A 13,855-nucleotide genomic window follows, 5' to 3' on the forward strand; every position below is an offset into this window, starting at 1 on the left:
GCCATGCCGCGCATGAGCGATGAACGACTCCGCCCGTTGGTGGAGCGATTCGGGCAACTCGTCCGCGAGCACGCTGTCTTCCGAGAGGCCTTCGGACTTATCTGATTCAGATGAGGGGATGCTTCAGCCGCGGACGGCCTGAAAACAGCGGTTGCCCATGAACTCGCCCACTCCGTCAATGTTCCTCACCATGGTGAGTGGGGGTTCTTCGTAGCCGCGTGGGAAGAGCTTGGTAACTCCCAGTTCAGGGAAGCCCCCAAGTACCCGACGGGCCTGGCCGAAGGATTGGTCGACGCTTATAATGCGACCCCGAGCCTCGCTCCTGTCGTGGATCCTGACGACAATCTGCCCAGATTCCTCGTCTCCACCAAATGCAGAGAGAACGGAACGCAAAGCGTCTTCTCGGGAGCGCATAACTGCATCATGCGTTACAAGGCGGAGGTCAAGATCCATACGGAGTATCCGAACCGCCTCCACGAGCGCGCCGTCCTGACTGACGAGGAGTACGGCACGACCCTGTGCGCCACCACTCTGGGGACCAGCTTCAACGCGCCCCCCAACCCGCGTCATGTCGGCCCGGCAGCCGAGGGTAGAGGCGACTGCATCCACAAGATTGTCGTCAGCGACCGGTACGACTTGAAGGCTTGGACGCGGGCACCGACATGTGATCCCATCCGCTCCTACGGTTCCCTCCCTCCGAGGGTTCAACTTCAGGCAGACACCGAACAGTGACGATGAAACACGCCACCGCGAGCATTCCTCGCGGTGGCGCATTTTTCGCACCGTCTCAGCTCAATGCCTCACGACACTTGAGACAAACGTCGTCCCCCTGCCCCACAGCATCCGAGTAGACCCAGCAGCGCGGGCACTTGGTGCCCTTCGCAGGAAGCACCTCCGCGGACAGGGACGCGCCGTCACCGAAGGTCTGTGACACATCCAGCGCCCTCGCTGCCTCGGACGGCGCCTCCGTGAACTCCACCTGACTCACGATGAACAGCCCGGGTAGCTCCGCCAGGTGCGCCTCCAGCAGCTCACGGACGGCGCCCGTGGCGCTCAGCACCACGCGGGCCTCCAGCGACGCGCCGATGCGCTTGTCCCTCCGCGCCACCTCCAGCACGCCCTGTACCGCGCTGCGCACCGCGAAGAGCTTCGCGTAGCGCGCCTCCAGCTCCGGCGGCATCGTGGCCTGCACATCCGAGAAGCCCGCCAGGAACACGCTCTTGGCGAGCTCCCCCGGCAGGTGCTGCCAGGCCTCTTCCGCTGTGAAGCTCATCACCGGCGCCAGGAGCGGCAGCAGCACCGTGAGCACCTCGTGCAGCACGGTCTGCGCTCCCCGCCGCGCGGGCCCGTCCTGCTTCGCCGTGTAGAGCCGGTCCTTCAAGATGTCGAAGTACACGGCCGACAGGTCATTGGCGCAGAAGTCCACCACCGTCGCGTAGACGAGGTGGAACTCGTAATCCTCGTACGCCTGCCGCACCCGCGCGGCCACCTGCGCCAACCTTCCGCGCGCCCACTGGTCCAATGGCAACAGCTTGTCCCCGGCCACCGCGTCCTTCGCCGGGTCGAAGTCGTGCAGGTTGCCCAGCGCGTACCGCAGGGTGTTGCGGATCTTCCGGTATCCCTCCGATAGGCCCTTGAGGATTGCGTCCGACAGGCGCACGTCGTTGCGGTAGTCGCTCGCAGCCACCCACAGGCGCAGCACCTCCGCGCCGTACTGCTGGATGACCTTGTCCGGTGCCACCGTGTTGCCCCGGCTCTTGGACATCTTCTCGCCCTGGCCATCCACCACGAAGCCATGCGTCAGGCACGCCTTGTAGGGCGCCACGTCGCGCGTGCCCACCGACACCAGCAGCGAGGAATGGAACCAGCCCCGGTGCTGATCACTTCCCTCCAGGAACAGGTCCGCCGGCACGCGCTGCCGCTTCGCCAGCACCGCGGACGCCATGCACGCCGAGTCGAACCACACATCCAGGATGTCCGTCTCGCGGTGGAACTCCCCCTTGCCGCAACGCGGGCACGTGAAGTCCTGCCCGAGGAAGTCCTTCACCGGCGTGCGGTACCACACGCCCGCGCCCTCCTTCTCCACCGCCGCCGCCACCCGCTCCATCACCTCCGGAGACACCACCGCGTCGTCGCACCCGTCGCAGTACGCGATGGGAATCGGCACGCCCCAGCTGCGCTGCCGGCTGATGCACCAGTCCGGACGGCCCTCCAACATGCCGCGGATCCGCGACTGTCCCCATGACGGCACCCACTGCACCTGCGCCACCTGTTCCAGCACCACCTGCCGGAACGTCTGCGTGCCGTGGAACGGCGCGTCCATCGGGATGAACCACTGATAGGTCGCCGCCTGGATGACCGGCTGGTGGCAGCGCCAGCAGTGCGGATAGCTGTGCGTGACGGTGTCCGACTTGTCATTGAGCAGCGCGCCCTGCTGCACCAGCAAATCCAACACCACCGGGTTCGCCTCGAACACGCGCCGGCCCGCAAGCACCTCGCCCACCGTGTCGTCGTAACGGCCGTCCGCGCGCACCGGGTTGTAGATGTCCAGGCCGTACTTCAGGCCGACCTCGTAGTCCTCCTGGCCATGTCCCGGCGCCGTGTGCACCAGCCCCGTGCCCGCGTCCAACGTGACGTGCTCTCCCAGCACCACACGCCCCTGCCGCTCCAGGAACGGGTGCTGATACGTCACGTGCTCCAGGTCCTCGCCCGTCGCGTACGCGAGGATGCGGGACGGATCCACCAGCGCCGGAGACGAAACCTCGCCCGTGGGCAGCTGCACGTGCTTCACGGCCAGCTCGTCCGACTTCACCTCCGCCAGCACCTTCGCCAGCAGGTCCTTCGCCACGCAGAGGACACGGTCCTCCAGCCGGTAGAAGACGTATTCGAACTCGGCGTTCACCGCGATGGCCAGGTTGGCTGGCAGCGTCCATGGCGTGGTGGTCCAGATGACGAAGGACACACGCTGCCCCTTCAGCTGCGGCAGCTTGTCCACCAGCGCCGGCCCCGCGTCGAAGGCCACGTACGCGGATGGCGACGTGTGCTCCGCGTACTCCACCTCCGCCTCCGCGAGCGCGGTCTGGTCCTGGAGGCACCACGCCACGGGCTTCTTGCGCCGGTACAACATGCCCCGGCGCGCGAACGCGGCCAGTTCGCGGACCTCCTGCGCCTCGTAGCTGAAGTCGAGCGTCCGGTAGGGCGCATCCCACGTCCCGAAGACGCCCAGCCGCTGGAACTCCGCGCGCTGGATGTCCACGAACTCCAGCGCGTACTCGCGGCAGCGCTCCAGCAGCGCGTCGCGCGACAGCGTGCGCTTGTCCAGCTTCTGTTCCTTGAGACGCTTCTCCACGGCCTGCTCGATGGGCAGACCGTGGGTGTCCCAGCCGGGGATGAAGTCACATGGGCGTCCGGAGAGGTTCCGGAACTTCACCACGATGTCCTTCAGCACCTTGTTGAGTGCATGCCCGGCGTGCAGGTGGCCGTTGGCGTACGGCGGCCCGTCCGCCAGCACGAAGGGCTCACGGCCCGCGTTCTTCGCGAGCAACTGTGTCCACACGTCCTGCTCCCGCCACCAGGCGAGCAGGCGCGGTTCGAGCTGGCCCAGGTTCCCCTTCATGGGGAACTCCGTGCGCGGCAGGTGGACGGTGGCGTCGAGGTCCTTGCGGGAGGGGGCGTCGCTCATGGCTTGAGCGCCCGTAACACCCTCCCGCCGGTCCTTCAATCACACCCGAGGACTCACTCGTCGTGGTGGTCGTCGCCGTGTTCGTGCGTGTGCGGCTGGGGCGTGTTCTTGCCCTTGCCCTTGGGACACTTCTTGGCGCACTTCGCCTTCGTGGCCTGGAACGCCTTGGTGCACTTATCCGTGCAGTTCCTGTCCTTGGCGGAGCACTTCTTCACACAGGCCTGCATCGTGGGGCCAGCGTTGATGGAGCACTTCTCGTCGCACGTCTGCGCGAGCGCCTGGGGCGCCACCAGCACCGCGCCCAACGCCATCAGTCCCAGCCAACCCCTCACCGCGATACGCGTCGTCATGTCGCTCTCGTCTTCCCTTGCCCGAATGGCGTCACTCGCCCGGGCGAATGTCATCGTCCGCCGCCACGGCCCGGCGCACCAGCCGCACCGCCACCGGACCTTCCTTGGTGACGCCCAGGGTGAGCGAGACCTCCTCCGTGGAGGACTTGAACACGCGGGGTTGGATCTCCTTGAACCCCGCCTGGGTGAGCACCTCGCGGTAGAAGGCTTCCACCTCCGCTGTCGTCTTGCCCGGCACCGAGTAGCTCACCGTGTGCGAGCCCTCCGTCTGAGCCGTCAGCACCCCGGAGCCGCCGGGGAAGACAGGCAGCCCGGCCGGCTGCGGGGCCTTCGCCGCGCCCAGGTTCGCCTGCCCCAGGAACACCGTGGTGGTGCCGTCCGGGTTCACCTGGAGGATGGCCGTGTAGGAGATGAAGTTGCGCGTGTCGAGGCCCGTCACCATCGGCTCGCGCAGGAGCTGCGGCTGCTTGTACGCCTCCTGCACCGAGAAGCCCCAGGACTGGAAGCGGTCCACCACGCTCTGGAGGATGACCTGCGCCTTCTCCTTGCTGCGCACCGCGAGCAGCTTCACCGGCACGCCATTGGCGTCCACCTGGCCCGGCACATCCACGACGCTGACGGTCTTCGGAATGTCCCAGGTGAAGTTGGCCCGCTGCGCCCAGGCAGGAGCGGAAAGCCCCAATACCAGCGTCAGGGCCGCCCCACGAATCGCGCGCATCATCCCGCCCCTCCTACCCGCCGCGGTGCGAACGCGCGGCCTTGACGGACTTGCCCGACTTCGGACCCGTGTCGCCCTCCGGCTTGGGGCAGCGGGACTTGCACTGGTTGAACTGGGCCTGGAATTTCTGCGCGCAGCGCGCGGAGCAGGTGCGGCTGCTGTCCTTCGCGGACCCCGGGCTGCTCGGCGCCGGACAGGCGGTGATGCAGGCGTTGAGCGTGTCCCCGTTCTTCGTCGCGCAGTCCGTGTTGCATGAGTTGCTGTCCGCACGCGCGGGAGACGCCGTCAGGCAAACGCCCAGAACCAACGCCAGCACTCCACCCGACAGCAGGCTTCGCATCTTCATCTTCAGCAATCCTTTCCAAGAAAGCAGCCGTTACGGTCCAGATAGCCCAGACCGTAATGGGGCGTGGTGATGCCAATCAGCGCGCCGGGCGACGTGTTCCAAATGTTGCCCAGGGGCGTCAGCTTGATCCAGGCCTGCATGAATTGGCTCTCCTCACCCGCCGCGCTCATCCAGAAGGTGTTCTCCCGCTGCATCAAGACCAGGGGCGGCAGCGGGTTCATGAAGAGGGCGTCCATCGCCAGGAAGCTGGCGTAGGTCGGGATGGGCAGCGTGGTGGGCTCGTAGACGCCCTTCGTGGCCGAGTAGAACGGCCCGTTGGTGCACGGCAGCGCCAGGTCCTGGAACAGCAAGCAAATAGAGGATTCGACCTCGTTCGACAGGCCCCAGTCATCCACGAGCATGGAGAAACTGCCCCGGCAGGTGCCGCCCACCGCGCGGCCGATGCCACACACCTGGATGTTGGCGTTGGCCGCTTCCTGGTGCTGCTCGTTGTACAGGCCCGTCTCCGAGGACTGATCCAAGAACCGGGTGGGAATGTTCCAGGAGCTCAGGTTCGCCTGGGACGTGCACGCCGTGCCGCCCTCGTCGCGGTACATCAACCGGGTCAGCACGGGGCCATCCCAGTCCAGGCCCCCGTTCCGGCGGCAGTTCACGCGCAGGCCCGACCCCTGGGTGAACACCTGCGTGATGGTGTCGCCGTGGTTCACGGACGACAGGCCGTTGAAGTCCGCGTAGCGCGCCTGCGCGTCCTCGCCCGCGCTCCGCATGGAGTCATGCGCCGAACCGTAGTCCAGAGGGATGTCGTGCATCTCCCCGTGCGTACCGTTCCACAGCGCGGACACCGCAGCCTCCTGCACCTTCAGCGACAGGAAGCCCACCTCCGCGAAGTGGATGCCGAACACCAGGATGGTGATGAACAGCGTCACGCCGAGGGCCGCCTCGACGATGGACTGGCCCCGCGCCTGCCGGCGGTGACGACGAAGGTGGCGGTGCATCACTGGAACCCCCTGAAGCCCACGCGCCGCAATTCCTGGATGGTGGCGGCGGAGGAAGGAGAGCTGGAACCCAACGTGTCGATGGCGTCCTGCAGGCCCGACTCGTCCGTGTCCACCGGCACCAGCGTGGCGCGCCAGTACGGGTTGAGCAGGTTGGGCGGTTCACTCCAATGGGAGATGCCCAGGCTGCGGCCACGGTGGTAATACGCGATGCCCGTGGACAACGCCGTCTGGACGCCCAACGGCGTGACGCCGTCCGCCATGGTGACGCTGGTGTTGTCGAACTTGCCCGCGTTCGGGTTCGGATTGGCCGCCTTGAAGCGGAAGCGGAACGCCAGGTTCCACGGGTCCTGATCCATCGCGGACATGGTGCTGCGGTCGCGCTGGATGACCGCGAAGTTCTTCGGCTGCCCGAAGTTGTTGTCCGCGCCGTTGGGCCACAGCTCCGTCAGGTTGTAGTCCAGGAACGGCGGCCAGATGCCCGGGCAGCTGGACGGGCCGCCCAGACACGGCGCCAGCATGTGCCGCGCGAAGGGCGCCGGATCCGTGCCGCCAAACCACATATGCGTGGGCGTGGGCATGACGCCACCGGAGGCCGCGAACAGGGCAAGGGTCGGGACCGTACCGCCCACCATCACCGGGCATGGCGGTCCACCGCCATGCGCGATGTGGTTGTAGATGAAGGCCACGACGCCCTCGTCTTCGGCCGTGACGGCGGGAGCGTAGGGGGGAAAGAGCCCGTACTGGAGGATCGGCTTGCCGAAGTGGGCCGTGCCCGCGGCGAACGGAAGCGTGACGATATCCGGCGGCATGATGACGAAGGCCAGGTTCGCCTCGTGCGCGATGTACTGCTCGATGGTCCGCGACGTGACGAAGGTGAAGCCACGGCTTCCCATGGCCGCGTCCACGCTGTGGGCCACCGTCAGCGGCAGCGGATCACAGACCGCGCCGCCACCCAGGCACGCCGTGTTGTCCGCCAGCTCCTTCTTGGAGATGTTGCCCGCGGATGGCGCCCGCCACCCCGCGTCGCGAGGGTTCTTCCCCGCCACCAGGTCTCCCAGGATGTCGTTGGCGAAGCCCTGGTCGTTCACCTTGTCCTTGAGGCTCCTGAAGTCCGCATACGAGGAGGCGTACAGCGCGCCCGCGGCCAGCTGGTGCAGACGCATCTGCAGACCCACCATCGGATCCATCGCCTGGAACACGGCCTCCACACGCAGGTCCTCGCGCTGGAGCATGGTCATCAGCCGGCCCAGGTCCGTCACCCCACGGATGCCGCACTGACACATGCGGGCGCAGAAGCCGTTGGACCAGGCGCAGGGGCAGCCCGCGGTGGCGAACGCCTGGTAGACGGGCACCCACGCCGCGTAACCGAACTTCGCCGCGTTCAGCTCGCCCCGGTAGAGGCTCGCCCAGTTCAAGAGGCTGGCCGCGCCGGCGTTCGCCACCATGTGGGCGATCTCCGCGCGGTTGCTGACGGCGATGGTGTTGAACGTGCGGGCCGTGGCCACCGCGTTGGAGTACGCGGCCGCGTCCGCCACCGTCTGCACCTCGATGCGCTCGCGCACCTTCATGGTGAACGACAGCGTGAGGGCCACCATCAGCATCAGCAGCAACATGCTGAGGACGAACAACACCAGGGTCTGACCGCGCTGGGGGGAGGAGCGCTTCATCGTTTTCACCGGGGACAGGCCATGGTGGCGAAGAAACGCGACTTCACGGGCGTCATCATTCGCATGGTGAACGTGGTGATGATGGGGAAGACGTACTGCCGGTTGAGCACGCGGTCCGCCAGCTCCATGCCCAGCTCGCCGTCCAGTTCGTGCACCGCCGTCACGTCACTGCCGTTCCAGTTGGCGTTGCGCTCGGCGACGATGAGCGGGTTCGCGTCCGTGTAGGGACGCAGGTTGAAGTGCGCCAGGAACATGCGCGACATCACCCAGTTGGCGAACGGGATGCGCAGCGGGTACCAGAACACCAGCTGCACCTCCAGCCGCCGCAGGTGGCCCGGCCGGTCGAAGTCGCTGTCCTCCGGGTTGTCCACGCCGCCGCCCACCAGGTCCCGCTGGATCCACACGATGCTGCGGTTGTGGACGCCGTCCAGGCCCGGGCCCGAGTAGCGGTTGTTCATCCGCGCCGCGAACGCCTCCGCCAACAGCCGGGGCGCGTCCGAACCCGCGCCGCGGCCCAAGGGACCGTTGAGCGAACCCGTCCCCTGCCCCATGAACGAGTGGAAGGTCGGAATCAGCGCCAGGATGGCCGCGTGGGTCATCCGCTCGCAGTCCCCGTGCGCCACGCTGCCCGCGCGCGTCGCCCGGAAGGCCGCGTAGTGCGTCATCACCCGCGCCTGCATCATCAGGAACAGCTGCAACGCGCCCAGAATCAGGAACGTCACCAGTGGCAGCGACAGCGCGGCCTCCACCAGGGCCTGGCCGGATTCGCCTGCTTCACGGGGGGATCGTGCGCTCATACGGAGGCTCATCCTGCGGGATGGGGGAATCTCGCAGTATCCGTCAAGTGACCGCCGACACACCGCGTCGGGGTCCGAAAGGGGGGCCGGGATTGTCTCAGAGGATGGGCCCGGTGAAAACTTCCTGGGAATCCAACACCCTCAGTGAAACCGTGTAACGACGCTGTTTCAGCGCGGTTTCAGCCCCTTGGCGTCGAGCTGATACTTCTTCACCAGCCGCTCGATGGACTTTCGGTGCAGCCCGCTCTCCCGGGCGGCGCGGGACAGGTTGCCCTCGCAGCGGGTGAGGACGCTGGTGACGTACTCGCGCTCGAAGTTCTCCAGGAGCTGCTCCTTGGCGTCCTTGAAGGCCAGGTGCTCGTTGAAGGGCAGCGGCCCCTCGCGGGCCTGGCCCCGGACGCGCGGGGGCAGGTGGGAGGGCAGGATCTCCTCGCCCTCGTCGGAGAAGGTCAGCACGTGGGAGAGCACGTTCATCAGCTCGCGCACGTTGCCGGGCCAGGGGTAGGCCATGAGCAGTCCCAGGGCCTCCGCGGAGAAGCGCTTGCGGCCGTGGGTGTCCACCACCTCCGGCTCCGCCAGCGCCCGCTTGAGGATGAGCGGGATGTCGTCCCGGCGCTGGCGCAGCGGCGGCAGCTGGATGTGGATGACGGACAGGCGGAAGTAGAGGTCCTCGCGGAAGTTGCCCGCGGCGATCTCCTTCACCAGGTCGCGGTGGGTGGCGGCGATGACGCGGCAGTCCACCTCGATGACGTCGTTGCCGCCCACCCGGCGCACCTCGCGGTTCTCCAGCACGCGCAACAGCTTGGGCTGCAGGTCCAGGCGCAGCTCGCCCAGCTCGTCCAGGAAGATGGTGCCCCCTTGCGCGCGCTCGAAGGCGCCGGGGCGGCTGGACGTGGCGCCGGTGAAGGCGCCCTTCTCGTGGCCGAACAGCTCGCTCTCGATGAGGTTGGGCGGGATGGCGCCGCAGTCCAGCACCACCAGGGGGCCCTTCTCGCGGCCGGACAGCTCATGGATGGCGCTGGAGACCAGCTCCTTCCCCGTGCCCGTCTCGCCCTGGATGATGACGGACACGTCCATGGGCGCGATGCGCTTGATGAGCCCGAACACCTGCCGCATCTTCACGCTCTGGCCCACCATGCCGCACAGCTCGCCCTCGCGGTCGGGCTCCACCGCCACCTCTTCGTCCAGGGGAGCGAAGGTGATGACGGAGGAGCCGGCGCGAATCTGCGAGCCCGGGGACAGGTAGGCGCGTTCGATGCGGCGGCCGTCCAGGAAGGTGCCGTTGGTGGAGTTCAGGTCCACCAGGAGGTGGCCGCGCTCGGTGTATTGCACCTCGAAGTGGTGGCGGCTGGCGGTGCGGTCCTCCACCAGCACCAGGTCGTTGCCCGGGTGGGCCCCGCAGCGCAGCCGCTCCTTGTCGCTGACCATGGAGCGCCCGGTGTCCGGTCCCGACGTCACCAGCAACCGGCACTTGTGCATCTTCACGCTGGCGCGCGGATCCACCACCAGCGTCTCCCCCAACAGGGGGGACTGGGAGGACAGCTCGAGGCCGACGTCTCCTGGATTGGTGTGGATGTCGTCGGGATGCGGGTTGGGTGCGGTCATCAGTGAACGCGAGGATAGCAAAGGGTGCCCACGTGCCGTGCCTCCACGCCTGTGCGTGCTAGTGTCCCGCGCCCCGCATGCCCCCCCGAAAAGCCCAGCCGAAGAAGGCGCCGGTTCCGCCTGGCGCACAGGCACCCGAGCGCGGTGACGCACCGCGACCCAAGCGGCCCCGCGTGAAGAAGACCGTGGCCATCCTGTCCCGCAAGCGCTCGCTGTACTCGACGCGCCGGCTGGTGGAGGCCATCAAGGCCCGGGGGCACCGGGCGCTCGTGTTCGACACGCTGCGCTGCTGCCTGCTGCTGGCGCGGGGCCAGCCGCGCATGACCTACCGCGGCGCGGAGGTGAAGGGCGTGGACGTGGTGATTCCGCGCATCGGCGCGTCCATCACCGCGTACGGCCTGGCCGTGGTGAACCACTTCGAGATGATGGACGTGCCGGTGCTCAACCCGCCCACGGCCATCGCGCGCAGCCGCGACAAGCTGCGCGCGCTCCAGTTCCTCGCCCGCGCGGGCCTGGACATGCCTCGCACGGTGATGGCGCACGACCGCGGCAACGTGCGCAAGCTGGTGCAGGAGGTGGGCGGACTGCCCGTCATCATCAAGCTGATCAGGGGCACCCAGGGCGTGGGCGTGATGATCGCCCACACGCTGCCGGAGGTGCAGACCATCCTCGACACCTTCTGGGACCTGGGCCAGGAGATCGTCCTCCAGGAGTTCGTCGCGGAGAGCGAGGGCCGCGACGTGCGCGCGCTGGTGGTGGGCGACACCGTGGTGGGCGCCATGCGCCGCAAGGCGAAGAAGGGCGAGTTCCGCTCCAACATCCACCGCGGCGGCGAGGGCCGCGCCATCACCCTGTCCTCGGACTACATGGAGGCCGCGGTGAAGGCTGCGCGCATCATCGGCCTGGAGGTCGCGGGCGTGGACATGCTGGAGGGCCGCGAAGGCCCGCGCCTGATGGAGATCAACTCCAGCCCCGGCTTCGAGGGCCTGGAGGGCGCCACCGGTCAGGACATCGCGGGCCACATCGTGGAGCACGCGTTGGTGTACGCAGGGACCCGGGGCAGCGCGTTGCGCACACGGGCAGGCCGCGCTTCCTGATCCAGATGTTGTGTTGAAAGCAGGCACGCGAGCAGCATCTGCGTGCCTGCCCGCCTGCTCCATGGCATGCGTGCGGGACTTCACGGTGCGCACGGTGCCTTGGATGCTCCTCAGGAATACGGGAATGCCTTCGGGCGGGGATTGTCCAGGGGTGTTGGCAGCGGTGGGGATGCGCCTCTAATCTGGCGACCCCCGATGAAAACGCTGCACAAGCCGCTGCAGATCACCGTCTACCAGGATGTGCTTTGCGCCTGGTGCTACCTCGCCGACCAACGGTTGGAGGTGCTTCGCCAGGAGTTTGGCGATGCCGTCCGCTGGAGCGTGCGTCCCTACCCTTTGCGTCTGCACGACGTACTGCCCACGGAGCGCGAAGTGCGCGGGCTGGTGGAAGAGGTGAAGCGCGCGCAGCGCGAACCCGACCCCACGGCCTCGCTGCTCTCCACGGACCTGTGGCTTGGCGGTGATCCGCCGCGCTCCAGCGTGCCGGCGTTGGCGGCGTTGGAAGCCGCGCGGTTGCAGGGACCGCAGGCGCGGGCCTTCCTCGCCCGGTCCATGCAGCGCGCCGCGCTGGAGCAGGGCGTCAACGTGTCGCGCTCGGATGTGGTGTTCGAGCTGGCGTCGCGCGTGGGCCTGTCCATGAACCAGTTCTCCGCGGCCTTCCGTTCGGAAGAGACGCGCCGGCTCATCTACGACGAGCACCGGCTGGCCGGCAGCCGCGGCGTGCGCGGCGTGCCCTCGCTGGTGATTGGCGGCCGGTGGATGCTGTGCGGCCTGCGCGAGCTGTCCGAGTACCGCGAGCACATCCTCGCGTGCCTGGGCAAGGTCGTCACACCCCGCTCGGGTTTCTCCGAGCGGCTGGTGCACTGAGGTCGCCCGCGCGCCTTCGCCCTGTTCGCGAAGGCGCGCCGCCTTGCTTCCCGCGGCCTTTCAGCCCGGGAAGGACTCCGCGGCGTCCTCGCGCGGGGAGCGCATGGACAGGAACATCCCCGCGATGAGCAGCTGGGCCAGCGCCATGCCGGGGATGAAGCCCACGCAGCACACGAAGAACCCCGCCACCATGACGGCGCCCCCCGCGAGCCCCACGCCCAGGATGCTCAGGCGCTGACCGCGCGCGGCCTCCCAGCTGCGGCGCAGCACCTCCACGGGCGAGGGCGGCACGTCTTCGTACGCGAGCTCCGGCTGGACCAGGTACAGCGGCAGCACCAGGTACGCGATGGGCCCCAGCAGCACCAGGAACCCCAGCCCCATCACGCCGAGCATGGGCGCCAGCGCGCCCCAGACCTGGTCCGATGAGGAGTTCAGGTCCACGCCGCTCAGCATGCCCGTGCCCACGAGCGCGAGGATGACCAGGACGCTCAGCAGGGCCAGCGGCACCATCACGATGACGAAGACGAGGAGCATCGTCAGCGTGTAGGGCACCGCCTTGTGCATCTGGCTGAAGAGGCGCGCCACGTCCGCGCGGCCTCCGTGCAGCACGTCGAAGCACACGCGCAGCAGGCCCAGCTGCACCAGGCCCTGCACCAGCTGCTGCGCCACGAGCCCCACCACACTCAGCACCACGGCGACGACGACACTGTCCACCGCCGCGCCAATGCCCGTGGCCACGTTGACGAGCAGGTTCGCGCCCAGGGACACGCCCAGGGTGATCAACACCGCGAGCGACAACATGCCCCACTCGCGCTGGAACGCCGCCCAGCACACGTCCCACAGCTTGCTGAAGTTCCAGTTCTCCCGCTGGAGCGGGAACGTGGCGCCGGAGCGTTCCCGGCACGTGGGGCAGCGCGGCGACGCGCCGTTCTGGCTGCACGTGTCGCACGTGAAGTTGCCGCAGCGGGCGCAGGTGCCCGTGGCCTCCCGCCCCGGGTGCAGCGCGCAGGACGCCCCCATCGCGCGTCCGAAATCCACATCCGACATCCGTATGCCTCCCAAGGCGCGGCGCCCCCAGGGGCCGCGACCCGGGTGTCATATCAGGCGGGCCCCTTCCCTTCCCGGCGGGCAGGCGTCCCGGGTGAATTTCCGGGGCAGCGGGCCGTCATGGGGGCAGAGGTTGCGAAGCGGGATGCTTTGAGGGTCCACTTCCGCGACAGGAGACTCTTCATGAACCGCTTGCTCGCCCTGGTCGTCCCCGTGGCCCTGCTGATGGGGACGGGCTGTGTCGTCGAGGCCCACTCGCACCGCCCCGTCGTCCGCCGTGCGGCCTACATCGCCCCCGCCGCCGTGGTGGAGTACCGGTTCGCCGGCGCGCACCCCGTCCCCGACGACTACGGCGGTGGCTGGTGCCCGGAGGACTACGCCCACGTCCACGACTACCAGCCGCCCCAGGCGTCCTACGTCTACACGGACGACGTCTACTACTACCGGGGCCCGACGGTGGTCTGGTACTGGGACTACCACCCCACCCCCAGCGGCGCGTACTGCAACTTCCACGGCCGCCACCAGCACGACTTCTATCCGCAGGGCTCGTGGGGCGCGGGCTACTCCTACGACCGCGGCACCCGGGGCTACCGCTGGAGCAACAGCCACTCGGCCTCCGCGGTCCCTGGCGGCCGCAACAACATCGCCCCCTCGCGGCCCGCCCTGTCTCTTATACACCTC

General features: G+C 68.1%; 11 protein-coding genes and 1 pseudogene. 3 read left to right on the top strand and 9 right to left on the bottom strand.

Annotated features, from left to right (window positions below):
- Positions 1-787: 787 nt before the first annotated feature.
- From ileS to D7X99_RS39445, 8 genes are all read right to left on the bottom strand, one after another.
- Positions 788-3,682 carry an isoleucine--tRNA ligase gene (ileS, locus tag D7X99_RS39410; protein WP_121782241.1) on the bottom strand — a complete coding sequence of 965 codons (2,895 nt, stop codon included), beginning with the start codon at positions 3,680-3,682 and terminating at the stop codon, positions 788-790.
- Positions 3,683-3,735: 53 nt separating this feature from the next.
- Positions 3,736-4,032 (bottom strand): hypothetical protein, encoded by a 297-nt coding sequence (locus D7X99_RS39415; RefSeq protein ID WP_158627145.1) that lies wholly within the window; start codon positions 4,030-4,032, stop codon positions 3,736-3,738.
- Positions 4,033-4,063: 31 nt separating this feature from the next.
- Complete coding sequence (locus D7X99_RS39420; RefSeq protein WP_121782242.1) at positions 4,064-4,753, bottom strand: hypothetical protein; 690 nt, start codon at positions 4,751-4,753, stop codon at positions 4,064-4,066.
- Positions 4,754-4,763: 10 nt separating this feature from the next.
- Complete coding sequence (locus D7X99_RS39425) at positions 4,764-5,096, bottom strand: hypothetical protein (RefSeq protein ID WP_121782243.1); 333 nt, start codon at positions 5,094-5,096, stop codon at positions 4,764-4,766.
- 2 nt (positions 5,097-5,098) lie between these two features.
- The gene (locus D7X99_RS39430) at positions 5,099-6,091 is read right to left on the bottom strand and encodes a pilus assembly protein (protein WP_121782244.1); all 993 of its coding nucleotides are present in this window, start codon (positions 6,089-6,091) and stop codon (positions 5,099-5,101) included.
- The gene (locus D7X99_RS39435; RefSeq protein ID WP_121782245.1) at positions 6,091-7,761 is read right to left on the bottom strand and encodes a pilus assembly protein TadG-related protein; all 1,671 of its coding nucleotides are present in this window, start codon (positions 7,759-7,761) and stop codon (positions 6,091-6,093) included. The genes D7X99_RS39430 and D7X99_RS39435 overlap by 1 nt, the downstream gene beginning before the upstream one ends.
- Before the next feature lie 5 nt (positions 7,762-7,766).
- Complete coding sequence (locus D7X99_RS39440; RefSeq protein ID WP_121782246.1) at positions 7,767-8,558, bottom strand: TadE/TadG family type IV pilus assembly protein; 792 nt, start codon at positions 8,556-8,558, stop codon at positions 7,767-7,769.
- Positions 8,559-8,726: 168 nt separating this feature from the next.
- A complete protein-coding gene (locus D7X99_RS39445) occupies positions 8,727-10,163 on the bottom strand; it encodes a sigma 54-interacting transcriptional regulator (protein ID WP_171805448.1) in 1,437 nt (478 codons plus the stop codon).
- Between the two features lie 77 nt (positions 10,164-10,240).
- On the opposite strand from D7X99_RS39445, the gene D7X99_RS39450 reads away from it, so the two are divergent.
- Positions 10,241-11,260 carry a RimK family alpha-L-glutamate ligase gene (locus tag D7X99_RS39450; protein WP_121782247.1) on the top strand — a complete coding sequence of 340 codons (1,020 nt, stop codon included), beginning with the start codon at positions 10,241-10,243 and terminating at the stop codon, positions 11,258-11,260.
- A 195-nt stretch (positions 11,261-11,455) separates the two neighbouring features.
- Complete coding sequence (locus D7X99_RS39455; RefSeq protein WP_121753812.1) at positions 11,456-12,127, top strand: DsbA family protein; 672 nt, start codon at positions 11,456-11,458, stop codon at positions 12,125-12,127.
- Between the two features lie 60 nt (positions 12,128-12,187).
- On the opposite strand, the gene D7X99_RS39460 is transcribed toward D7X99_RS39455, so the two are convergent.
- The gene (locus D7X99_RS39460; protein ID WP_121782248.1) at positions 12,188-13,174 is read right to left on the bottom strand and encodes a hypothetical protein; all 987 of its coding nucleotides are present in this window, start codon (positions 13,172-13,174) and stop codon (positions 12,188-12,190) included.
- A gap of 183 nt (positions 13,175-13,357) precedes the next feature.
- On the opposite strand from D7X99_RS39460, the pseudogene D7X99_RS39465 reads away from it, so the two are divergent.
- Positions 13,358-13,855, top strand: a pseudogene (locus tag D7X99_RS39465) (hypothetical protein); the annotation flags it as partial.

Source organism: Corallococcus sp. AB032C, assembly GCF_003668935.1.
In the GTDB taxonomy this organism is placed as follows: Bacteria; Myxococcota; Myxococcia; order Myxococcales; family Myxococcaceae; genus Corallococcus; species Corallococcus exiguus.